General features: G+C 66.2%; 20 protein-coding genes. 8 read left to right on the top strand and 12 right to left on the bottom strand.

The window, feature by feature from the left end:
• Positions 1–46: 46 nt before the first annotated feature.
• A complete protein-coding gene (locus EPD81_RS02635; RefSeq protein ID WP_142803858.1) occupies positions 47–1,210 on the bottom strand; it encodes a pyridoxal phosphate-dependent aminotransferase in 1,164 nt (387 codons plus the stop codon).
• Positions 1,211–1,229: 19 nt separating this feature from the next.
• A complete protein-coding gene (locus EPD81_RS02630; RefSeq protein WP_185955326.1) occupies positions 1,230–3,074 on the bottom strand; it encodes a phosphoenolpyruvate carboxykinase (GTP) in 1,845 nt (614 codons plus the stop codon).
• On the opposite strand from EPD81_RS02630, the gene pbpG reads away from it, so the two are divergent.
• Entirely contained in the window at positions 3,073–4,119 is a 1,047-nt protein-coding gene (gene pbpG, locus EPD81_RS02625; RefSeq protein WP_221929172.1) for a D-alanyl-D-alanine endopeptidase, read from the top strand. The two genes, EPD81_RS02630 and pbpG, sit on opposite strands and share 2 nt — an antisense overlap.
• A gap of 161 nt (positions 4,120–4,280) precedes the next feature.
• Here pbpG and EPD81_RS02620 read toward each other — a convergent pair whose 3' ends face one another.
• Positions 4,281–5,120, bottom strand: coding sequence for an IclR family transcriptional regulator (locus EPD81_RS02620; RefSeq protein WP_142803857.1), 840 nt, complete (start codon positions 5,118–5,120; stop codon positions 4,281–4,283).
• A gap of 70 nt (positions 5,121–5,190) precedes the next feature.
• On the opposite strand from EPD81_RS02620, the gene mbhE reads away from it, so the two are divergent.
• From mbhE to EPD81_RS02590, 6 genes are read left to right on the top strand one after another with little or no spacing between them, the layout of a single operon-like run.
• Entirely contained in the window at positions 5,191–8,025 is a 2,835-nt protein-coding gene (gene mbhE / locus EPD81_RS02615; RefSeq protein WP_142803856.1) for a hydrogen gas-evolving membrane-bound hydrogenase subunit E, read from the top strand.
• Position 8,026: 1 nt separating this feature from the next.
• Positions 8,027–8,377, top strand: coding sequence for a Na+/H+ antiporter subunit C (locus EPD81_RS02610; protein ID WP_142803855.1), 351 nt, complete (start codon positions 8,027–8,029; stop codon positions 8,375–8,377).
• Entirely contained in the window at positions 8,374–9,870 is a 1,497-nt protein-coding gene (locus EPD81_RS02605; protein WP_185955325.1) for a monovalent cation/H+ antiporter subunit D, read from the top strand. The genes EPD81_RS02610 and EPD81_RS02605 overlap by 4 nt, the downstream gene beginning before the upstream one ends.
• A complete protein-coding gene (locus tag EPD81_RS02600) occupies positions 9,867–10,385 on the top strand; it encodes a Na+/H+ antiporter subunit E (RefSeq protein WP_206673344.1) in 519 nt (172 codons plus the stop codon). Before EPD81_RS02605 ends, EPD81_RS02600 begins: the two co-directional genes overlap by 4 nt.
• Positions 10,382–10,651, top strand: a complete 270-nt coding sequence (locus EPD81_RS02595) for a K+/H+ antiporter subunit F (protein ID WP_142803854.1) — start codon at positions 10,382–10,384, stop codon at positions 10,649–10,651. Before EPD81_RS02600 ends, EPD81_RS02595 begins: the two co-directional genes overlap by 4 nt.
• 11 nt (positions 10,652–10,662) lie before the next feature.
• On the top strand, positions 10,663–11,055 hold the full coding sequence (locus tag EPD81_RS02590; protein ID WP_142803853.1) for a Na+/H+ antiporter subunit G: 393 nt from the start codon (positions 10,663–10,665) through the stop codon (positions 11,053–11,055).
• A 4-nt stretch (positions 11,056–11,059) separates the two neighbouring features.
• Here the strand turns inward: EPD81_RS02590 and EPD81_RS02585 are convergent, their stop codons facing one another.
• The 5 genes from EPD81_RS02585 to EPD81_RS02565 are packed head-to-tail and all read right to left on the bottom strand — an operon-like array spanning position 11,060 to position 16,190.
• Complete coding sequence (locus EPD81_RS02585; RefSeq protein ID WP_142803852.1) at positions 11,060–12,325, bottom strand: sulfate adenylyltransferase subunit 1; 1,266 nt, start codon at positions 12,323–12,325, stop codon at positions 11,060–11,062.
• A complete protein-coding gene (cysD, locus tag EPD81_RS02580; protein WP_142803851.1) occupies positions 12,325–13,227 on the bottom strand; it encodes a sulfate adenylyltransferase subunit CysD in 903 nt (300 codons plus the stop codon). Before cysD ends, EPD81_RS02585 begins: the two co-directional genes overlap by 1 nt.
• The gene (locus tag EPD81_RS02575) at positions 13,224–13,967 is read right to left on the bottom strand and encodes a phosphoadenylyl-sulfate reductase (protein WP_142803850.1); all 744 of its coding nucleotides are present in this window, start codon (positions 13,965–13,967) and stop codon (positions 13,224–13,226) included. Before EPD81_RS02575 ends, cysD begins: the two co-directional genes overlap by 4 nt.
• Positions 13,964–14,488 (bottom strand): DUF934 domain-containing protein, encoded by a 525-nt coding sequence (locus EPD81_RS02570; protein ID WP_185955324.1) that lies wholly within the window; start codon positions 14,486–14,488, stop codon positions 13,964–13,966. Before EPD81_RS02570 ends, EPD81_RS02575 begins: the two co-directional genes overlap by 4 nt.
• The gene (locus EPD81_RS02565; RefSeq protein ID WP_142803848.1) at positions 14,475–16,190 is read right to left on the bottom strand and encodes a nitrite/sulfite reductase; all 1,716 of its coding nucleotides are present in this window, start codon (positions 16,188–16,190) and stop codon (positions 14,475–14,477) included. The genes EPD81_RS02570 and EPD81_RS02565 overlap by 14 nt, the downstream gene beginning before the upstream one ends.
• Before the next feature lie 103 nt (positions 16,191–16,293).
• Here EPD81_RS02565 and EPD81_RS02560 point away from each other — a divergent pair, with 103 nt between their 5' ends.
• Positions 16,294–17,235 (top strand): CysB family HTH-type transcriptional regulator, encoded by a 942-nt coding sequence (locus EPD81_RS02560; protein ID WP_142803847.1) that lies wholly within the window; start codon positions 16,294–16,296, stop codon positions 17,233–17,235.
• Here the strand turns inward: EPD81_RS02560 and EPD81_RS02555 are convergent.
• The 4 genes from EPD81_RS02555 to EPD81_RS02540 are packed head-to-tail and all read right to left on the bottom strand — an operon-like array spanning position 17,223 to position 20,951.
• A complete protein-coding gene (locus EPD81_RS02555) occupies positions 17,223–17,861 on the bottom strand; it encodes a trimeric intracellular cation channel family protein (RefSeq protein ID WP_142803846.1) in 639 nt (212 codons plus the stop codon). The genes EPD81_RS02560 and EPD81_RS02555 overlap by 13 nt on opposite strands.
• Before the next feature lie 11 nt (positions 17,862–17,872).
• On the bottom strand, positions 17,873–18,745 hold the full coding sequence (locus EPD81_RS02550; protein ID WP_142803845.1) for a glycine betaine ABC transporter substrate-binding protein: 873 nt from the start codon (positions 18,743–18,745) through the stop codon (positions 17,873–17,875).
• Positions 18,742–19,611: a proline/glycine betaine ABC transporter permease gene (locus tag EPD81_RS02545; RefSeq protein ID WP_142803844.1), complete on the bottom strand. Its 870-nt coding sequence runs from the start codon at positions 19,609–19,611 to the stop codon at positions 18,742–18,744. Before EPD81_RS02545 ends, EPD81_RS02550 begins: the two co-directional genes overlap by 4 nt.
• The gene (locus EPD81_RS02540; protein ID WP_142803843.1) at positions 19,608–20,951 is read right to left on the bottom strand and encodes a glycine betaine/L-proline ABC transporter ATP-binding protein; all 1,344 of its coding nucleotides are present in this window, start codon (positions 20,949–20,951) and stop codon (positions 19,608–19,610) included. The genes EPD81_RS02545 and EPD81_RS02540 overlap by 4 nt, the downstream gene beginning before the upstream one ends.
• Positions 20,952–20,958 lie beyond the last annotated feature (7 nt).

The raw sequence follows: 20,958 nt of genomic DNA, 5'->3' as shown, positions 1-20,958 counted from the left end.
GGCACTCGCGTGGCGGCTCATTCGAGGCGTGCATCCGTCGTTGCGATCAGGGTAGCACCTTTGCCAGCCGTTCGATGGCGGCGGCGATGCGCGCCTGGGTGGTGGTATAGGCAAAGCGCAAAAAGTGCTCGGCACGATGCTCGCCGAAGTCCCGCCCGGGCGTGACGGCCACATGCGCTTCCTCGATGAATCGCTGCGCGAGTCGATCGGCCGTCTCTCCCAAGGCCGAGACGTCGGCGTAGGCATAGAAGGCGCCGGTGGGTTCGGCCGGCACGTTCAGGCCCAGGGTATCGAGTCCGCGCAGCAGCAGCGTACGCCGTTGGGCGAACTCGTGGCGTCGCCGTTCCAATTCTTCCCGGGTCTGCGGCAGGAAAGCGGCGAGCGCCGCGTGCTGGGCCACCGTTGAGGGCGAGATGAAGAGGTGCTGGGCGAGCTTTTCCGCCTCGCGCACCCAATCGGCATCGGGTAGCACCAGCCAGCCGAGGCGCCAGCCGGTCATGCCGAAATACTTGGAGAAACTGTTGACGACGAGTACGTCGTGCCGGCGCGAGAGGATGGTACGCATCTCCTCGCCGTACGTGAGCCCCTGGTAAATCTCGTCGACGAGCGTGATCACGCCGCGTGCGGCGGCCGCCTCGGCGATCGCCTCGATCTCCTCGAGCGAGAGCAGGGTGCCGGTGGGATTGGCCGGCGAGGCGAGCATCACGCCGCGGGTGCGCGGCCCGCAGGCCGCGGCGATCATCGCCGCCGTGGGCTGGAAGGCCGTCTCAGGGCCCACCGGCAGCAGCCGCACCCGCCCCTCGAAGGTGCGCACGAGGTGGCGGTTGCACGGGTAGGAAGGGTCGGGCAGCAGCCACTCGTCGCCGGGATCGGTGGTGATGCCCAGCGCCAGCACCAGGGCGCCGGAGGCGCCCGCGGTGACGACGATGCGCTCGGGGGCGACGTCGGCTCCCAATCGCTCGGCATAGAAGGCGGCGATCGCCTCGCGCAGCGCCGGCAGACCCAGCGCCGGCGTATAGGCCACGCGCCCGGCCGCGAGGAAGCGCCGGGCCGCGTCCAGCACCGGTTCGGGCGTGGGAAAGTCGGGCTCTCCCACTTCCATGTGGATCACGTCGCAGCCGGAGCGTTCGAGCTCGGAGGCGCGGCGCAGCAGCTCCATCACGTGAAACGGAGTGATCGCGCCCATGCGGGCGGCGAACCTCGGGGCCATCGCCGCGCTCCTTCGTCGGTCAGTCTTCGTGCAGCATCAGTTCGAAGAGCTCGCGCTTGAGCACCAGCTCGCGCGGCAGGCGCTCGCCGAGCTTGTCGAACCATTCCTTGTGCTCGGAGAGTTCTTTGCGCCAGGCCTCGACGTCGACGCGGGTGAGCGCCTCGAATTCTTCGCGGGTGATGTCGAGCCCCGTCCAGTCGATGTCTTCGAACCGCGGCATCCAGCCGAGCGGCGTCTCCTTGGCGCCGACTCGCCCTTGGCAGCGGTCGACGATCCACTTGAGCACGCGCATGTTCTCGCCGAATCCGGGCCACATGAAGCGGCCGTTTTCGTCCAGGCGGAACCAGTTCACGCAGAAGATGCGCGGCGGATGTTCGACCACGCGGCCCATGCGCAGCCAATGGTTGAAGTAGTCGCCCATGTGGTAGCCGCAGAAAGGCAGCATGGCGAAGGGGTCGCGGCGCACCACGCCCTCTTTGCCGGTGGCCGCCGCCGTGGTCTCCGACCCCAGGGTCGCAGCCATGTACACCCCATAGCCCCAGTTGAAGGCTTCGTAGACGAGGGGCACGGTGGTGGCGCGCCGCCCGCCGAAGATGAAGGCGGAGATGGGCACGCCTTCGGGGTTCTCCCATTCGGGGTCGATCGAGGGGCACTGGCTCGCGGGGGCGGTGAAGCGGGCGTTGGGGTGCGCGGCCTTGCGCCCGGTCTCGCGGGCGATTTCGGGCGTCCAGTCGCGCCCTTGCCAGTCGAGGCAGTGCGCCGGAGGCTCGCACATGCCTTCCCACCACACGTCGCCGTCGTCGGTGAGCGCGACGTTGGTGAAGATCACATTGGAGTGCAGCGTGGCCATGGCGTTGGGGTTGGTCTTCACGCCGGTGCCGGGTGCGACGCCGAAGAAGCCCGCCTCGGGGTTGATGGCACGAAACTTGCCGTCGGGACCGGGCTTGATCCAGGCGATGTCGTCGCCCACCGTGGTGACCTTCCAGCCGTCGAAACGCTTGGGCGGGATGAGCATGGCGAAGTTGGTCTTGCCGCAGGCCGAGGGGAAGGCGGCGGCCACGTAGGTCTTCTCGCCCTGCGGGGATTCGACGCCGAGAATGAGCATGTGCTCGGCAAGCCAGCCCTCGTCGCGCGCCATGGTCGAGGCGATGCGCAGCGCGAAGCACTTCTTGCCAAGCAGTGCATTGCCGCCGTAGCCCGAACCGAAAGACCAGATCTCGCGGGTCTCGGGGAAGTGCACGATGTACTTGGTGTGGTTGCACGGCCAGCGCACGTCCTTTTGGCCCGGCGCGAGCGGCGCGCCCACCGAATGCACGGCCGGCACGAAGAAACCGTTCTCGCCCAGCACGTCGTAGACGGCTTTGCCCATGCGCGTCATGATGCGCATGTTGGCCACCACGTAGGGGCTGTCGGAGAGTTCCACGCCGATGTGCGCGATCGGGCTGCCCAGCGGCCCCATGGAGAAGGGGATGACGTAGAGCGTGCGCCCGTGCATGCAACCCCGGAAAAGCCCCGTGAGCGTGGCGCGCATCTTCGCCGGATCTTCCCAGTTGTTGGTGGGGCCGGCATCGTCCGGGTCCTGGGTGCAGATGAAGGTGCGGTCTTCCACGCGGGCGACGTCGGAGGGGTCGGACCAGGCGAGGTAGGAATTGGGGCGTTTCTCGGGGTTGAGCCGGATCAGCGTGCCGGATTCGACCATCTCTTGGCACAGGCGGTCGTATTCTTCCTGCGAGCCGTCGCACCAATGGACGCGGTCGGGTTCGGTGAGCTCGGCGATGTCGGCCACCCAGCGCTTGAGCCCTTCGTGGCGCACGTAGGCAGGCGCCGAGTCGAGCGCCATGCGGCGGAAACGATTGTCGGTCATGGACTTCCTCACGGGTGATGCAGTAAAAAAGCCGGTGGCGTCGCGGCCCGCGGGCGGCGGCGAGGCCGTAATTATCGCACGAGTCGATGACGGGGATACTGACCGGCAGCGTATTCATGCCGGCGAATGGCTCGTCTTCCGTCACAAACTGTTATATTTGGCGGATCGTCAGTCGCTCGATCTGCGTCGGGAGGGTGTCATGCTGCGCCGGTTCGTTCAGGGAGGGATCCTTGCGATCCTGTTGGTGGTGTCGTGGGCGCAGGCGGCCGAGCCGCCGCTCAAGTCCGAATCTTTCCTCGTGGCGGATGCGCGCTCGCTCGAGCGCATCGCCCTGCGCGGCGACCCGGCCGAACCCATGCCGATCGCCTCGATCACCAAGTTGATGACGGCCATGGTGGTGCTCGAGAGCCGTCTGCCGCTCGACGAGGAGATCAGCATCGGCAAGGAGGACGTCGATACCATCAAAGGGACCCGCTCGCGTTTGCGGATCGGAGCTCGCCTCACCCGCCGCGAGGCGTTGCTCTTGGCGCTCATGGCTTCCGAGAACCGCGCGGCCATGGCGCTGTCACGCCATTATCCCGGTGGGCGCCCGGCGTTTCTTCGAGCGATGAACGTCAAGGCGCGCATGTTGGGGATGCATCATTCCCGTTTCGTCGATCCGGCGGGGTTGAGTCCCGACAACGTGGCTTCCATGCAGGATCTGGTGAAAATGGTGCGCGCCGCGAACGAGTATCCTTTGATTCGCGATTTTTCCACCAGGGAACGGGCCGAGGTGCTCGTTGGCCGCCAGCGCGTGAGCTTTGGCACGACCAACCGTTTGGTGGGACGCGACGATTGGCGAATCTCTTTGCAGAAAACGGGCTACATCAGTGAAGCTGGCCGCTGCCTGGTGATGCTCAGCGAGCTCTCGGATCGGCCGGTGATCATCGTGTTGATGAACAGTCAGGGCAAGCTCACGCGCGTGGCCGATGCGCAGCGGCTGCGACGCTGGATGGAGGCGGGCGGCGCCGTCGCCGGGTCGAGGCTGGCAGCGCGCAGCGGTTGAGCACGAATGAGGCGTAGCACGGAAACCATCGTGCGGTTTGCCGGAGCGCGCGTCCGGCGCACGCGATGCCCGATCCATGAATCGATGGGCGAGCATCCGAGCACCGGGGGACGCTGCCTCGTGCAGCCGGTCATTCGAGGCGCCCGCAGGGCGCTCCGGAGTCAGGGTAACGCCTTTTCTCTGATCGCATCGAGGGGTTCGCGCGTGCGGGGGCCGTGCCCGAGCGCGCGCGAGATCGCCTCCGCAGTCTGCCGGATCGGCTCGGCCAGTGTCGGGTCGTAGCGCTCGGTCGGCGTGGAGAGTGAAAGCCCTGCCACGAGCGTGCCATCTTCATCCCGGATGCCGGCTGCAATGCAGCGCACCCCTACTTCTTGCTCGTCGAGGTCGTAGGCGAGCGCTTCACGGCGCACGCGTTCGAGCTCCTCGTACAGCCGCATCGGATCGGTGATCGAGCGCGGCGTCATGGGGGCGAGTCCCGTGCGGGCGACGTAGCGCTCGACCTCGGCTCGCGGCTCCTCGGCGAGGAAGAGCTTGCCGGTGGCGGTGGTGTGTAGCGGCGCCCGGGAGCCGACGATGTGGACCACCCGAACCGCAGAGCGCCCTCCGCTCGTGCGTTCGATATAGACGATGTGATCGCCGTCGCGGATGCCCAGATTGACGCTTTCGCCGGTGGCGCGATGGAGTTGCCGTAGCCACGGGTGGGCGACCTCGCGCAAGGAAAGGCGTTCCTTGACCAGTGCGCCCAGCTCGAGCAGCCTAATGCCCAGGCGATAGGCCCCGCCTTCGACCCGTTCGACGAAGCCGGCGGCCGTCATGGCCGAAAGGATGCGGTGCGCGGTGGAGGGGTGAAGCCCCGCTTGGTTCGCGAGCACCTTCAGCGGCAGCGAATCGGGATGCCGTGCCAATACGTCGAGCAAAGTGACGAGCCGATCGATCACTTGGATCGAACTTTTGTTCTCGGCGGGCGTTGGGGCGGGGGCTGCAGGAGGATGTTGTATCATCGGGTCGATCGTCGGAATCGAGCGCATAGTATAGCTCGATTTTTCGTATCGTGAAATGAGGAGGGAGGCAATGAGCGCAAGTGCAATCGTCGCTTTGCCGCTGCTGGGCGCGATCCTGCCGCCACTCTTTGCACGGGCAGGGCGCACGCCAGCGCTGCTCGCGGCTCTGGCGCCGAGTGTGGTGGCGCTCCTATTGTTGTGGGGGCAGGCGGCGTCGGTGTTTTCCGGCGTACCAGAGGAAGTGTATGTCCCTTGGGTGCCCGCGCTCGGCCTGGAATGGGCTTTGCGTATCGATGGTCTGGGTTTTTTCTTCGCTTCCCTGATCCTGGCGATCGGCATCCTGATTTTCATCTATAGTCGCGGCTATCTTGCCGGCAACGAACCCATCGGGACGTTTTATGCGTATCTCCTTCTTTTCCAAGGGGCGATGCTGGGGGTGGTGCTGGCCGACAATCTGCTCCTGTTGCCGGTGTTCTGGGAGCTCACCAGCCTTTCTTCGTTTCTCCTGATCGGATTTTGGTGTCATCTGCCCGACGGACGGCGCGGGGCACGGCTTGCACTGGCGATCACCGGGGCAGGGGGGCTCGCGCTGCTCGCCGGCCTGATCCTACTCGGAGAGGTCGCCGGTACGTATCGCCTCTCCGAACTCGCGGCGCGGCAAGAGCTCATTCTCGCCTCGCCCTTGGCGCCGGCGATACTTACGTTGATTCTGCTGGGCGCCTTTACCAAGAGCGCGCAGTTTCCCTTCCACTTCTGGCTGCCGCACGCGATGGCCGCGCCCACGCCGGTTTCGGCCTATCTGCATTCGGCCACCATGGTGAAGGCGGGGTTGTATCTGCTCGCGCGCGTGTGGCCGGTGTTCGGTCAAACCGACGCCTGGGTCGTCTGGGTGACTGGGGTCGGGGCGGCGACGATGCTTCTGGGTGCGACGATCGCGCTCTTCAAGGACGACCTGAAGGCACTGCTGGCATATTCGACGGTGAGCCATCTTGGTCTGGTGACGATGTTGCTGGGCTTGGGAACGCCCACGGCGGTGTTCGCGGCCATGCTGCACGTGCTGATGCACGCGACGTTCAAGGCGGCGCTCTTCATGAACACGGGCATCGTCGATCATGAAACGGGCCTGCGCGATTTGCGTCGCCTCTCGGGCCTGGCCAAGGTCATGCCCCTGACGGCGGGATTGGGGACGCTGGCGGCCTTGTCGATGGCCGGTGTGCCGCCGTTGAATGGTTTCGTTTCCAAGGAGGCGATGCTCGTCGAAGTGCTGGCGGCGCGCTGGGGAGGCGGTTGGCCGTTGTGGGGGCTCGTCGGCTTGGCGGCGATCCTCTCCGCGGCTTATGCATTCCGGTATTTTTCGGCGCTCTTCTTCGGGCCGTTGCGCCTGCCGGAGGGGAGGATCCCACACGATCCGCCGGCACTCCTGTGGGGACCTCCCTTGGTTTTGGTCGTGGCAGTGGTGGTGTTGGGGCTGTGGCCGAGCCTCGCCGAGCCCTTGCTCGCCGCGGCAAGCGCGGCGGCGGTGGGCGCGCACGCGCCGTGGCCGGAACTCGCGCTATGGCATGGGTTCGGCGCGCCGCTCGTGGTCTCCGCCGTGGCTTTCGTCATCGGCGCGGCCATGGTGTGGCACTATCGAGCGCTGTCGGGCCGGGTGCTTGCCTGGGCTTTGCCGTTCGATGGGCGTAGAGCGTTCTTCTCGGCGCAGGAATGGCTGGTGCGCGGGGCGCATCGCCTCATCGCCCGGGTGCACTCGGGTGTACTGGGGCGCTACGTGCTGCTGCTCGCCGTGGTGAGCCTTGCCGCGCTCGCGCTCGGTTGGGGCATGGGAGAGGGGTGGCGGCCGCAGCGTGCGCCGACGCCCATGAACGGCCTCGGTCTGATCTTCGCCGGGGTCGGTCTCGCCGCGATCGGTCTCGTGGTGCGCTGGCATCACAAGCGGCTGCGAGCAGTATTGCTCACGGGGGCGGTGGGGCTCGTCGTTTCGCTGGCTTTCCTGCATGCTTCGGCGCCGGACCTGGCGCTCACCCAGATTTCGGTCGAGGCGGTGACGACGGTTTTGCTGCTGCTCATGCTGTTCTTCCTTCCTCAGCACGATACCGAGCCCGTGGCCAAGCCGCGGGGTGCGGCGGCCGCCTCCATCCTCATCGGCGCGGTGGTGGGCTTGCTCGCCTGGGTGATGATGCGTAATGACGGGCCTAACCTGGCCGATTACTTCTGGAGCCGTTCGGTATCGGAAGGGGGGGGGAGCAACGTGGTCAACGTGATCCTCGTCGATTTCCGCGGTTACGATACGTTCGGCGAAATTACGGTTCTGGGCATCGCCGCCTTGGTGATCTACGCGCTTTTGCAGGGCATGCAGGAGGGGGTGGCACGGGAGCATCTCCACGCCTGGCGTTTCCCGTTCGCTTTGTCCCCGACGCGCCATCCGCTGCCGTTTGCCGTGACGGCGCGGGTGATGCTACCTTTCCTGCTCATGGCCGTTTTCTATATCTTTTTCCGCGGGCACAATGCCCCTGGCGGTGGCTTCATCGCCGCTTTGCTTTTGGCCCTTGCATTCTTGATCCAGTACATGGCCAGTGGCCTGTCATGGACGATGCATCGCATGCGCCTCGATGCGCACGTCTGGATCGGCACCGGGCTTCTCGTGGCCGGGGCGACCGGGATGGCGGCGATGGGTTTGGGCGCGCCATTTCTACGCAGTGCCCACGGCGAGGTGCATATCCCAGGCATCGGACCGGTGCCGTTGGCGAGCGCCATGGGGTTCGATCTGGGGGTGCTGCTGACGGTATTCGGGGCGGTGACGCTGGCTTTGGTGCAATTGGCTCATTTGGGGCAGCTCGCGGGTTTTCTGCCCAGCCGCACGCCCATGGACCCGGCTCGGCCGAAACCATCGGAAAAGGAGGGGTGAGATGGAAATTTTGTTCGCCGTGCTCATCGCAGCGCTGACGGCTGCCGGGATTTACCTGTGTTGCCTACGACAAGTCTTTCCCGTGGTGCTGGGCCTATCCCTGCTCTCCTACGCCACCAACCTCTTCCTCTTCGTTGCCGGGCGCTTGACCGTCGGCGCTCCCCCGGTCTGGGCTGAGGGGGTGACGCGCTTCGCCGATCCGCTGCCGCAGGCGTTGGTGCTCACGGCCATCGTCATTGCCTTCGGAATGACGGCGCTCCTGGTGGTGCTGGCCATCCGGGCGCGTTTCGAGTCCGGTGTGGAGCGCAGCGACGTGCCGGCGGTGACCGATCGAGTGGAGGTCGAGCGGTGAATGCGCATCTGCCGATTCTGCCCGTCCTGATTCCGGTACTGAGCGCGGCGGTGATGGTGGCGCTCTCGCGTCAGGATCTGGTGCTGGCGCGCGTGCTCTCTTTCATTGCTGCGGCAGCCCAACTCGTCGTGGCCTTGTTGCTGTTCGCGGCGACGGGAGAAGGAGAGATTCTCGTCTACCGACTCGGCGACTGGCCGGCGCCGTATGGCATCGCGCTGGTGGCCGATCGCCTCTCGGCGGCGATGGTGCTGCTCACCGCCATCCTCGGCGCGGTGTTGCTGTTGCACGCGGTCTGCGCCTGGGACCGACGCGGAAGGCACTTCCATCCGCTGTTCCAGTTTCAGCTGATGGGGATTTACGGCGCCTTTCTCACGGGGGATTTCTTCAACCTCTTCGTTTTCTTCGAGGTGATGCTGATCGCTTCCTACGGGTTGATGGTGCACGGCGGTGGTGCGGCGCGACTGACGAATGCGTTGCAGTACATGGTGGTCAACCTCATCGCTTCGTCCCTGTTCCTCTTTGCCGTCGCCCTCATCTACAACGCGGCCGGTACGCTCAATTTCGCCGATCTGGCACAACGAGTGCCGACGATTCCGTCCTCCGATCGGGGCATCCTCATGGCTGGAGGAACGTTGCTGTGCGTCGTTTTCTTGCTGAAAGCGGCGGTGGTGCCCTTGCAGTTCTGGCTGCCGGGAGCCTACGGGTATGCGCCGGGAGTGGCGGCGGCGCTCTTTGCCTTGCTCTCCAAAGTCGGGGCTTATGCGTTGCTGCGCTTTGCCCTCGTCGGCTTGGGGTGGTCGTCGCTCGCGGCGCTGGAGCCGCTCGCCTGGCTCACTCTGTTGGCTGGGGCGCTGGGCGTTCTGGCCGCACCCTCGCTGGGCGTGCTCGCCGGTTTTGCTTCCATCTCGTCGATCGGCGTGCTCTTCGTGGGGCTGGCCGGGGCGGATGCGGCGCGGCTGGGCGCCGGGCTCTACTACCTGGTCCATTCCACGCTGGCTGGGGCCGCACTCTTCGTGCTCGCCGACCTGGTGCGTTCGGTGCGGCGCGAGGAAGGCGATGCGCTGGTCGGTGGCCGGGAATTTAGCGGACGGGCGCTGCTCGGTGGGTTGTTCTTTCTCGTGGCGATCGTTACGGTGGGCTTGCCGCCGCTTTCCGGTTTCGTCGGCAAGCTTGCCGTGTTGCGCAGCATTCCAGTCACCGTGATCGAAGGGGCGGCGAGCTGGGTGTTCGTGCTCATGGCGTCTTTCCTGCTGCTGCTGGGGTTGTCGCGGGCAGGGTCACGGGTGTTCTGGAAGACGCAGAAGGATGGAGGGCAGGCATCGCACGGGCCGGCGGCGGGTGGAGTGGCTGCGCTCGCCTTGCTGCTGGCAGGGACCGTCGTCTGGGCACTCGTCGCGGGGCCGGCGCTCGCTTATTTCACGCAGGCGGCACAGGCGTTGCTCGAGCCGGGCGCTTACGTGCAGGCCGTGATGGGAGCGGGGGTGTACCGATGAGGATGCGATCGAAGTGGCGCCGCTGGGTGCCGCATCCAGCCGTGAGCTTGGCGCTGACCTTGGTATGGGTGGCCCTGCAAAACGATTTCTCTGCCGGGCAGTGGCTGATGGGCGTGATCCTGGGCGTGGTGGTTCCTTTGCTCCTGCGCCCGTTCTGGCCGGATCTGCCGCGGGTGTATTCATGGCGTACGGCCATCGTCTATGCGGTGATCGTGTTGTGGGACATCGTCAGAGCCAACATACAGGTGGCCGGCTGGATACTGCTGCGCCGGCCGGAGACGTTGCGCTCGACCTGGCTCGTCGTGCCGCTGCGCCTGCATCGACCCGAGGCGATCACCCTGCTCGCGGGCACGATCACGATGACGCCGGGCACGGTGAGTTGCGATTTGGCCGCCGACGGCTCGGCCCTGCTGGTGCATTGCCTGCATACGGACGATCCGGACGCGACGGTGGCGGGGATCAAGTCGCGCTACGAGGAACGCGTGATGAAGATTTTCGGGGAGGGCGACGCATGATCGAATGGGCGGCTTTGGTGGCCTTGGCGGCATTCGGGTTGGGAGTGCTGCTGTGCGCGTGGCGTCTGTGGCGCGGCCCGGACCTGGTCGACCGGGTGATGGCGTTGGACACCATGATGGTGAACGTGATCGCGCTCATCGTCACGTGGAGCATCTGGCAAGGGAGTGCGGTGTTCTTCGAGGCAGCGCTCTTTTTCGCCATGATCGGGTTCGTGTCGACGGTGGCGTTTTGCCGCTATGTGCTGCGTGGGCTCATCATCGAATAGGAGGGGGAGAGATGGCAGACATGCTGATCGCGGCCTTGTTGCTCGTGGGCGCGTTTTTTGGCCTCGTGGGGTCGTGGGGGTTGGTGCGGCTGCCTCAGGCGATGCAGCGGCTGCATGCGCCGACCAAGGCGACGACGCTGGGCGTGGGTGGGGTGTTGCTCGCTTCGATCGCTTATTTCGGCTGGGTGCGCGCAGAGTGGTCGGTCCATGAGCTGCTCATCACCCTCTTCCTCTTTTTGACGGCCCCTCTCTCGGCGCTGATGCTCGCGCGCGCCTGGCTGCATCGCGAACGGGAACGGGTACACGCTGCGCTGCCCCGTCCCGCTGCGTCCGGCGTCGATTGGGGAACGTTCCAGCCGCCGCCGGAGGAATCCGGCAGCGACGGTGCCGAACCTCGGCGCTAGCGCCTCACTGCGTCCCGCGGATCATCCCCGCGGCCACCGTGTCCCAAGTGGCCGGGTCGATGAGGAGGAAGCTGCCGGTGTCGCGCAGAACCTCGTAAGGGTCGGCGGCGATCGGCTGGGCGAGCTTGACGCGCACCCGGGCGATGTCGTTCATGGTGAGTTCGTGCGCCGGCTCGCGCTCGAGCGTGGCCACGTCCAGGTTCCATTCGATGGTCTCCACCCGCGCCTGCACTTCGCGCGTGGTGTGGCGCAGCAGGTAGGTGCGCCGGGGGGCGAGAGGGGCCGGGTCGAGCCAGACGAGGTCGGCTTCCACGCCGCGGGTGAGCGCCGGCGCGGATTCGTCGGCGCGCACGAGCATTTCGCCCCGACCGACGTCGAGATCGTCGGCGAGCCGGAGCATGACCGAATCGCCGGCGACGGCGCGCTCGCGCGGCACGCCGCCCAATTCGATGGCGGTCACGGTGCTGCGGCGCCCGGAGGGCAGCACGACGATCTCTTCGCCCACGGCGATCGTGCCGGCTGCCACCTGCCCCGCCAGGCCGCGGTAATCGTGCAGCCGGGGGTCGGTGGCTTTCCTCGGCCGGCAGACCCATTGCACGGGAAAACGGAAGGGGTGGTCGCTCACGCCCTGGCCGGCGGGGGTGCGTTCGAGCACTTCCAGCAGCGTCGGACCCAGGTACCACGGCAGGTGCTCACCGCGCTCGACCACCATGTCGCCCAGTAGCGCCGACATGGGGATGTAGTGGCGCCGGGCGCGCAGTCCGCTGGCTTCGGCGAAGTCCTCGAAGGCGTAGACCACCGCTTCGAAAGCGGCCGGGTCGTAGTCGACCAGATCCATTTTGTTGACCGCGATCGCTAGCGCCGGGATGCCGACGAGATCGGCGAGCAGGGCGTGGCGCCGGGTCTGGGCCGTGAGTCCCTGACGCACGTCGACCAGCAGCACGGCGAGCTGGGCGATGGAGGCGGCGGTGACCATGTTGCGGGTGTATTGCTCGTGGCCCGGTGCGTCGGCGATGATGAAGGTGCGCGCGCCGCTGCGGAAGTAGCGGTAGGCGACGTCGATGGTGATGCCCTGTTCGCGCTCGGCGATCAGCCCGTCGGTGACCAGTGAGAGGTCGGGGGCGGTGGCACCGCGGCGCCGGCTGGTGCGCTCGATGCCTTCCAGGGTGTCGACCAGCAGCGCCCGGCTGTCGTAGAGGAGTCGTCCGATGAGCGTGCTCTTGCCGTCATCGACGCTGCCGCAGGTGAGAAAGCGCAGTACGGTATCCATCAGAAATAGCCCTCGCGTTTGCGTTGTTCCATCGCTGCTTCGTGCGTCTGGTCATCGAGCCGGGTGGCGCCGCGCTCGGAGACGGTGGTCGCGGCGGTCTCGCGCAGGATTTCCTCGATCGTGCGGGCGCGCGATTCCACCGGTGCGGTGCAGGTGATGTCGCCCACCGTGCGAAAACGCACCCATAAGGTTTCGACCGCTTCACCCTCGCGCGCCGGAGTGAGCTCGGTGACCGGCGCGAGCAGGCTGCCGCGGCGCACGCAGGGGCGGGGATGGGCGAAGTAGATCGAGGGCAGTTCCAGTCCCTCGCGGGCGATGTACTGCCATACGTCCAGTTCCGTCCAGTCGCTGATGGGGAAGGCGCGCACGTGCCCGCCCGGCGGAACCTTGGCGTTGTAGAGGCGCCAGAGCTCCGGGCGCTGGTTCTTCGGATCCCATTGACCGAACTCGTCGCGCACGCTGAAGACGCGCTCCTTGGCGCGGGCCTTTTCTTCGTCGCGGCGTGCTCCGCCGATGAGACAGTCGAAACCGAACTCCTCGATCGCCTCGCGCAGGGTCACCGACTGATGCCGGTTGCGCGACTCGTCCGGCCGGGCGAGCCGTACCGTGCCGCGGGCGATGGAGTCTTCCACCGAGCGCACGATGAGCCGCTCGCCGAGCTCGGCGGCACGCCGGTCGCGGAAGGCGATCACCTCGGGGTAGTTGTGACCGGTGTCGATGTGCAGCAGGGGAAAGGGAAAACGGCCGGGGCGGAAGGCTTTTTCGGCGAGCCGCAGCAGGCAGACCGAATCCTTGCCACCGGAGAAGAGCAGGGCGGGGTTCTGGCACTGCCCCGCCACTTCGCGCAGGATGTGGATGGCCTCGGCTTCGAGCCGGTCGAGATGGGTACGGGGGGCGATCATCGGGTCTCTCCGGTGAGGACGGGGCGGCGGTGCAGGCCGCATTCCTTGTGTTCGGGATGTTCCCACCACCAGCGTCCGGCGCGCGGGTCTTCGCCCACGGCCACGGCGCGGGTGCAGGGGGCGCAGCCGATGCTGGGGTAGAAACGCTCGTGCAGGGGGTGGAAGGGCACGGCATGGCGGCGCAGATAGGCCCAGACTTCGCGCGCGCTCCAGTCGGCGAGCGGGTTGAACTTTGCCAGCCCGTGCGCTTCGTCCCATTGCTCCTGCGGCAGGTCGCTGCGGGTGGGGGATTGCTCGCGGCGCATGCCCGTGATCCAGGCGCGCTTGCCGGCGAGCGCCCGGGCGAGCGGCTGCACTTTGCGGGCGGCACAGCAGGCCCGGCGCGCTTCGAGCGAGTCATAGAATCCGTTGATGCCATATCGGGCGACGAAGGCTTCCACCTCCTCGGCCCGCGGGGCGAAGAGCTGCAGACGCAGGCCGTAGTGCGCCTCCACCCGGGCGATCAGGGCATAGGTCTCCTCGTGCAGCCGACCGGTGTCGAGCACGAAGAGGCCGATGGAGAGGGCGTGGCGGGCGATGAGGTCGGTGAGCACCATGTCCTCGGCGCCGAGGCTGCTCGCGAGCACCGCCGGGACGTGCTCGCGGGCGATGCGCTCGAGAAGGGCGATGGCAGCCTCGGTTTTTTGCTCGAGCGCGGCGAGTTCGGCCGCGTCGAGCGAAGGGCGGGTGGGATCGCTCATGGGGTTCGGTCCTCGGCAAGTCCACGCTCCCGGCGGCGAAAGAGCGGGTCGGGCACGGCGGCGCTCGCCTGATAGGGTTCGGGGAACACGGTCAGCAGCCGGGCACCGTCGCGCTCCAGGGTGGCGCGGTCGTAGCGGGCCGGGTCGGGAACGAAGCCGTCGAAACCGCAGCGGCGAAGATAATCGAGCTGGTCGAGCAGGAAGGCACCGAAAGCGGTGAGCCGGCCATGCCAGCCGCGCCGACGCAGGCGCGTGGCCTGGCTGAAGGCCCGTCCGTCGGTGAATTTGGCAAAAGGCAGCACGATCTCCCCGAGCCGGGCGCATTCTTCCGCCGTGAGGATCGGTTCTTCTTCCGGAGCGAGCCACACCCGCCGCGGCAGCGGCGAGCGGCCCGCGGCGAGCGCCTCGCGCCAGGCCGGGAGTGCCAGCACGGCGTCCGCTTCGTCGAGCGCGGCTTCCCAGGCCGATACCAGCACCGCGCGGTAGTCCGAGACGCTACCGTCGAGCTCAAGCTTCCACATCGGCGGCCTCCTGGAGCGCGGGGTGACGGGCGGCGGGGGTACCGGCATAGACGGCCTCCTTGAAAGGCGCCGGGCCCAGGCGGTCGAGCGTGTCGAGGAAGGTCTCGCCCGGGGCGCGTCGGGCGCGGTAGGTTTCGACCAGGGTGCGCGCCACGCGCGGCATGTCCTCGGCGCGGAAAGCCGGCCCGATCACCTTACCCAGCCGCGTGTCGTTCCCCTGCCGCCCGCCGATCGTCACCTGGAACCATTCCTCGCCGTTCTTATCCACCCCGAGCACGCCGATATGCCCCACGTGATGGTGGCCGCAAGCGTTCATGCAGCCCGAGACGTTGATCGACAGCGGCCCGATGTCTTCCAGCTCCGCTTCGGCGAACTCGGCGAGCAGCGCTTGCGCCACCGGAATCGAGCGGGCGTTGGCGAGGGCGCAGTAGTCGCCACCGGGGCAGGAGATGAGATCGTGCGCCAGGCGGAAACTGGGATGTCCGAAACCGAGCGCGCGGGCTTCGCGCCACAGTCCCGGCAGCGTCTCCTCGCGCACCCAGGCGAGCGCCAGGTTCTGCTCGTGCGTGACGCGGATCTCGCCATCGCCGTAGCGCTCGGCCCAGTCGGCGATCGCTGTCATTTCTTCGGCGGAGACGTCGCCCGGAGCGCTCGCGGCGCGCTTGGTGGTGAGCACGACGAGGGCGTAGCCGGGCTGGCGCTGCAGGTGCACGTTGCGCTGCCGCCAGCGCGTGAAGGCAGGCCATTCGTCCGCGCTGAGCGCGGCGACGGCAGGCGGCTCGGTTTGCCGTGCCCGTACGCGGCGCAGATCGTCGAAGTGCGCTGCCACGCGTTCGATCTCCTCGCGCGTGAGCAGCAGGGATTCGCCCCGTGCCGTGAGTTCGGCGCGGTAGGCATCGACCTCGGCGCGAAAGGCGTCGACGCCGATCGCCTGCACCAGGATCTTGATGCGCGCCTTGTAGAGGTTGTCGCGCCGCCCATGGCGGTTGTAGACGTGCAGGATCGCTTCCAGCACGGTGAAGAGTTCCTCGGCCGGCACCTCGTCGTAGAGGAGCTTGCCCAGGATCGGCGTGCGTCCCAGTCCGCCGCCCACGAAGACGCGCACCCGCGGCAGGAGGGGATCTTCGCCCGGCAAGAGTTCGAGGCCGATGTCGTGGGCCCGGACGAGCACGCGGTCTTCCTCGGCCCCATGCACGGCGATCTTGAACTTGCGCGGCAGGAAGGCGAACTCGGGGTGGAAACTCGACCATTGGCGGATCAGTTCGCACCAGGGGCGCGGATCGACGCGCTCATCCGGGGCCGCGCCGGCAAACGGATCGGTGGTGAGGTTGCGGATGCAGTTGCCGGAAGTCTGGATGGCGTGCAGCCCCACTTCGGCCAGACGCTCGAGGATGTCGGCCGTATCCTCCAGCCGGATCCAGTTGAACTGGAGGTTCTGCCGGGTGGTGAAGTGACCGTAGCCGCGGTCGTAGCGGCGGGCGATGTCGGCGAGCATCCGCAACTGCCGCGCCTCCAGCAACCCATAAGGGATGGCCACGCGCAGCATGGGCGCATGGCGCTGGACGTAGAGGCCGTTTTGCAGGCGCAGCGGGCGAAATTCGTCCTCGCCGAGCTCGCCGGCAAGGAAACGGCGCAGCTGGTCGCGATACTGGGCGACGCGGGCCTGCACCAGGGCTTGGTCCCAGGAATCGTAGCGGTACATGCAAGTTTCCCCTATGCGATGGCGGCAGTGTAGCGGCCGCCTCTGGCGCATAACAGGCGATTTGCGTTAGACTTCGATAACCATCAGTTATTAGGAACGGGTGATGAACCTGCAGCAGATCCGCTACGTCGTCGAAGTGGTGCAGCACAATTTGAACGTGTCCGAGGCGGCCGATGCGCTCTTCACCTCGCAGCCCGGCGTCTCCAAGCAGATCCGTGCCCTCGAGCAGGAGCTGGGCGTGGACATCTTCGTGCGTCACGGCAAGCGCTTCACCGCGCTCACCGAACCGGGGCGCCAGATCGTGGCGATTTGCGAGCGCATGCTGCGCGACATGAACCACCTGCACGCGGTGGCGGAAGAATTCTCGCGCGCCGACGAGGGGGTGCTCTCGATCGCCACCACCCACACCCAGGCGCGCTATGTGCTTCCGACGGTGATCCGCAACTTCCGCGAGCGTTTCCCCAAGGTACGCTTTTCGTTGCACCAGGGCAGCCCCCGGCAGGTGTGCGAGATGGTGATCGCCGGCGAGGCCGATCTCGCCATCGCCACCGAAGGCATCGGCGATTTCCCCGAGCTGGTCGAGCTCCCCTGCTACCAGTGGACGCACGCACTGGTCGTGCCCAAAGGCCACGAGCTCGCCACGTTGGAGCCGCTCACCCTGGAGGCGATCGCCCGCCACTCCGTCATCACCTACGACGGCGCCTTCACCGGCCGCAACCACATCAACAAGGCCTTCCTCGGCCGCGCCCTGCGGCCGGAGGTGATCCTCACCGCCCTCGACTCGGACGTCATCAAGACCTACGTGCGCATGGGCCTGGGCGTGGGGATCCTGGCGAAAATGGCCTTCGACCCCGCGGCCGACGCCGACCTCGTCTGCCGCGACCTGGGGCATCTGATCGAATCGAACACGACGCGCATCGGCGTCCTGCGCGACGCCTACCTGCGCGGATTCGTCTTCGCTTTCATCGAAGCCTTCGCGCCGCACCTCAAGCGCGACGTGGTGGAGCGGGCATTGCGGGGGGACGGGGAGGATTACGGTTTGTGATGGGCTCCGCCCTCATAGGCCGGCAGATGCCAGCCCCGCGTGATGCCCAGCCCGCGCAGCGCCAGGGCCGTGCCGGCGCCGGCGGCGAGCGTGGGATCGTGGGGCCAGCCGGCTCGTAGCCCCAAAACGTAGACCGCGGCCCCGGCTGCGGCGGCGGAGGCATAGATCTCCCGGTGCAGGATCATGGGGATCTCGTTGCAGAGGATGTCGCGCAGCAATCCGCCGAAACTCGCCGTCATCATGCCCATGACCACGGCGATGAATCCGTTGGCCCCGGCCGAGAGCGCGGCTTGCGCACCGATGAGCGCGAAGACCGACAGCCCCACGGCGTCGGCCCAGTCGAGCAGCCGGCTCCAGCGCACGGGGCGTGCCGGGCGCGGCGCGAAACGTCCCCAGAAGAATACCACCCAGGCGGCGAGCACGGTGATGACGAGGTATTCCCACTGCGTGATCCAGTAGACGGGGCGATCGAGCAGCAGGTCGCGCAGCGTCCCCCCGCCGATGCCGGTCACCGTGCCGATGAGGGCGAAGCCGACGGGATCGAGCCGCTTGCGCGCCGCGGTGATGCCGCCCGAGAGGGCGAACACCGCCACCCCCGCGTAGTCGAGCCATTGAATGAGCGTCATTCAACCCTCATTCAACCCACGGCGGCTTTCGTTTCGACAACCCACTGCTCTACGGTGGCGCGATTGCGATCCAGCCACTCCTGGGTCACCATTTCGAGCGCTTGGCCTTCATCGAGCGCGAGCATCATACGCTGGAGTTCTTCGAGCGGCATCTTGTAACGTCGCAGGAATTCCACGGTCTCAGGTGAGCGTTCCTGAAGGCTCGGATGGATCACGGCATCGATATGCCCTTGCTCACCATAGATGTTCTTGGGGTCGGCGAGTTGTTTGAGCGGGAAACGCGCCCAGATTCCCAAGGGAGTCCAGGCCGTGACCACGATCCACTGCTTTCGGGCCACCGCTCGGGCGAGTTCGGCCTGCATGGCCGGAGTGGAGCTGTTGATCAAACGCAGGTTTTTTATGCCATAAGCTTCGATCGCTCGTTGGGTATTGATCATGATGCCGGCGCCGGCTTCGATGCCGACGATGCGCCGGCCGAAACGGTCGGCATGTGCATCGAGATCTTCGATCGAGTCGATCGGGACGTAGTCGGGTACGGCCAGGCCCAGCCAGGTTCCCTCGGTGATGGGACCGAGGTTGATCACCTGATCCTTGTAACGTTCCCAGTAGACCTGGTGGGTATTGGGAAGCCATGCCGTCAGCGTGGCATCGGCCCGACCGGTGGCAACGGCTGCCCACATGGGGCCGGCGTCGGTGTTGATCAGCTCCACCGACTGTCCCAGATGTTCACGCAGGATTTGAGCGGCGATATTTGTATTGAGGTTGCTGTCGGGCCAGGACTTCACGTAGGTGATCCGGACGGTGGCGCTTTGGGCGAACGCGCGCGGCACGAACGAGGAAAGCGCAGCCGCGGAGCTCAGGAACAGGAAGTGACGTCGTTTCATCGCGGTTTCCTCTTTTGCTGATAGATTTTCCCCATGGACTGGGTGATGCGATCTAGGACGATGGCGAGGATGACCACGGCAAGCCCGCCGACGAATCCTTTGCCGACGTCGAGCTGGGTGATGCCCTCGAGCACTACGTTACCCAGCCCCCCGGCGCCGATCATGGCGGCGATCACGACCATGGAGAGGCCGAGCATGATCGATTGATTGACGCCTGCCATGATGGCGGGAAGGGCGACGGGAACCTGGACCTTGGTGAGCAGCTGCCACCACGTGGCCCCGAAAGCCAGTGCGGCTTCGACTAATTCACGAGGCACTTGCCGAATACCCAAGCTGGTTAGGCGAATGAGGGGTGGGAGGGCGAAAATGGTGGTCGAGATCACGCCTGGCACCAGGCCGAGCCCGAAGAAGATCACCGCGGGCACGAGGTAGACGAAGGCGGGCATCGTTTGCATCACGTCGAGCACCGGGCGCAGAATGCGCTCCACCATGGCGCTTTTGGCGGAGGCGATGCCCAAGGGGATGCCCACGAGCAGCACCAAGGCTTCGCTGGCGAGCACGAGTGAGAGCGTCGTGATGAGATCGTCCCACAAGCGCAGGTTCCATACCAAGCCCAGACCGACCAGGGTGAAAAGCCCCAACCCCCAGCCGCCAGGGCGTCGCCATCCCGCGGCGAGCACGGCGAGCAGAGAAAGGAGAACGATGAACCATGGCGCAGGAATGGCGTGGAGGCCGCTTTGCAAGGCATCGATCAACTCGTAGATCACGAAACTGATCGAGTCGAAGGCTGTGGCGTATTCGCGGGTGAGCCGGTCGATACCATCGCTCACCCACTCACCCAGCGGGATGGGGGCGAATTCCTTCATGATTTGTCCTCGCGTTCCACAGGTACTTGCGACTCCTCGGACGAGGGTTTTCGTTCGGATGCGGGGGGTGTTGGCGGCGCGCAGGCCGGCTGCTCGGCGGTTTGCTCCCCCGTCGCGGCAGTGGATTCGTCCGTCTCTCCCTGTTGTGCCAAGGCTGCCAGCAAGGTGGTTTTGTCGATGACGCCGATGGCCCGTCCCTTGGTATCGCACACGACCATCGGAGAGCCTTCGACGTTGGATCGCCGAATGAGCTCCGACAAGGGCTCCTCGGGAGTGGCACAGGGAAGGGGGCGCAAGGCGGAGCTTTCGAGGCGTGTTTGGTCTCGCATCTCGATTACTTGCCGTAATTCGACGTAACCCAAGGGATGGCGCTGATTGTCGAGCACGATCAGGCCGCTGAAACCGCTATGCTGCATTTTGCGCAACAAGGCCCGGGGCGAATCACGCAAATGGGCGAAAGTGTGCAACGGCAGCATGACGTCGGCGGCGGTGAGCACCTTGGTTCGGTCGGCGCCCCGCACGAAGGCGCTCACGTAGTCGTCGGCGGGTGCAGCGAGGATTTCTTGCGGGGTGCCTACCTGCACCAAGCGCCCATCGCGCAGGATGGCGATGCGCGTGCCGATCTTGATCGCCTCGTCCAGGTCATGCGATACGAACACCACCGTCGTGCCCATGCGCTCCTGGATCGCGATGAGGTCGTCTTGTAGTTGTCCGCGAATGAGCGGATCGAGCGCGCTGAAAGCTTCGTCCATCAAAAGGATTTGCGGATCGACCGCCAGTGCTCGTGCGAGCCCGACACGCTGCTGCATGCCGCCAGAGAGCTCGTCGGGATATTTGTGCTCGTAGCCGCTCAATCCCACCGTCTCGATGGCCTGCTGTGCCCGTTCTCTCCGTGCCTGGCGGGCCACGCCGTGCAACTCGAGACCGAATTCGACGTTGCTGAGTACATTGCGGTGCGGCAGCAGGGCGAAGCTCTGGAATACCATGCCAAAAGCGTTGCGACGCAGGCGACGCAGCTCACGGGCCCCCATGGCCGTGATGTCTTCTTCGCCGATGAAGACTTTGCCGGTGGTCGGCTCATGCAGGCGATTGATGAGGCGCAACAGCGTGGACTTGCCGCAGCCCGATAGCCCCATGATGACGAAAATCTCTCCTTCGGCGATTTCCAGAGAGATGTCGTAGACTCCCACCACGACCCCGGTACGCTCCTGTACCGTTTTCTTGTCCAACCCTTGGGCCAGTAAATCGAGCGCCTGATCGGCATGTCGCCCGAAGATCTTGCTGACTTTTTCCAGGCGAATCTTGGGTGCGAGCGCTTGGTGGGAGGAATCGGTCGGCATCGGTGCT

The organism is Tepidiphilus sp. J10, from assembly GCF_006980785.1.
GTDB lineage: Bacteria > Pseudomonadota > Gammaproteobacteria > Burkholderiales > Rhodocyclaceae > Tepidiphilus > Tepidiphilus olei.
This window is presented reverse-complemented; position numbering and strand designations above follow the sequence as displayed.

Bases quoted from the DNA above. Each gene is read 5' to 3' on its own strand.
- EPD81_RS02560 (WP_142803847.1), top strand. From the start codon at position 16,294: ATGAACCTGCAGCAGATCCGCTACGTCGTCGAAGTGGTGCAGCACAAT.
- EPD81_RS02575 (WP_142803850.1), bottom strand. From the start codon at position 13,967: ATGAGCGATCCCACCCGCCCTTCGCTCGACGCGGCCGAACTCGCCGCG.
- EPD81_RS02595 (WP_142803854.1), top strand. From the start codon at position 10,382: ATGATCGAATGGGCGGCTTTGGTGGCCTTGGCGGCATTCGGGTTGGGA.
- EPD81_RS02600 (WP_206673344.1), top strand. From the start codon at position 9,867: ATGAGGATGCGATCGAAGTGGCGCCGCTGGGTGCCGCATCCAGCCGTG.
- pbpG (WP_221929172.1), top strand. From the start codon at position 3,073: ATGGACTTCCTCACGGGTGATGCAGTAAAAAAGCCGGTGGCGTCGCGG.
- EPD81_RS02540 (WP_142803843.1), bottom strand. From the start codon at position 20,951: ATGCCGACCGATTCCTCCCACCAAGCGCTCGCACCCAAGATTCGCCTG.
- EPD81_RS02620 (WP_142803857.1), bottom strand. From the start codon at position 5,120: ATGATACAACATCCTCCTGCAGCCCCCGCCCCAACGCCCGCCGAGAAC.
- EPD81_RS02635 (WP_142803858.1), bottom strand. From the start codon at position 1,210: ATGGCCCCGAGGTTCGCCGCCCGCATGGGCGCGATCACTCCGTTTCAC.
- EPD81_RS02550 (WP_142803845.1), bottom strand. From the start codon at position 18,745: ATGAAACGACGTCACTTCCTGTTCCTGAGCTCCGCGGCTGCGCTTTCC.
- EPD81_RS02570 (WP_185955324.1), bottom strand. From the start codon at position 14,488: ATGTGGAAGCTTGAGCTCGACGGTAGCGTCTCGGACTACCGCGCGGTG.
- EPD81_RS02630 (WP_185955326.1), bottom strand. From the start codon at position 3,074: ATGACCGACAATCGTTTCCGCCGCATGGCGCTCGACTCGGCGCCTGCC.
- EPD81_RS02590 (WP_142803853.1), top strand. From the start codon at position 10,663: ATGGCAGACATGCTGATCGCGGCCTTGTTGCTCGTGGGCGCGTTTTTT.
- EPD81_RS02545 (WP_142803844.1), bottom strand. From the start codon at position 19,611: ATGAAGGAATTCGCCCCCATCCCGCTGGGTGAGTGGGTGAGCGATGGT.
- mbhE (WP_142803856.1), top strand. From the start codon at position 5,191: ATGAGCGCAAGTGCAATCGTCGCTTTGCCGCTGCTGGGCGCGATCCTG.
- cysD (WP_142803851.1), bottom strand. From the start codon at position 13,227: ATGATCGCCCCCCGTACCCATCTCGACCGGCTCGAAGCCGAGGCCATC.
- EPD81_RS02565 (WP_142803848.1), bottom strand. From the start codon at position 16,190: ATGTACCGCTACGATTCCTGGGACCAAGCCCTGGTGCAGGCCCGCGTC.
- EPD81_RS02555 (WP_142803846.1), bottom strand. From the start codon at position 17,861: ATGACGCTCATTCAATGGCTCGACTACGCGGGGGTGGCGGTGTTCGCC.
- EPD81_RS02610 (WP_142803855.1), top strand. From the start codon at position 8,027: ATGGAAATTTTGTTCGCCGTGCTCATCGCAGCGCTGACGGCTGCCGGG.
- EPD81_RS02585 (WP_142803852.1), bottom strand. From the start codon at position 12,325: ATGGATACCGTACTGCGCTTTCTCACCTGCGGCAGCGTCGATGACGGC.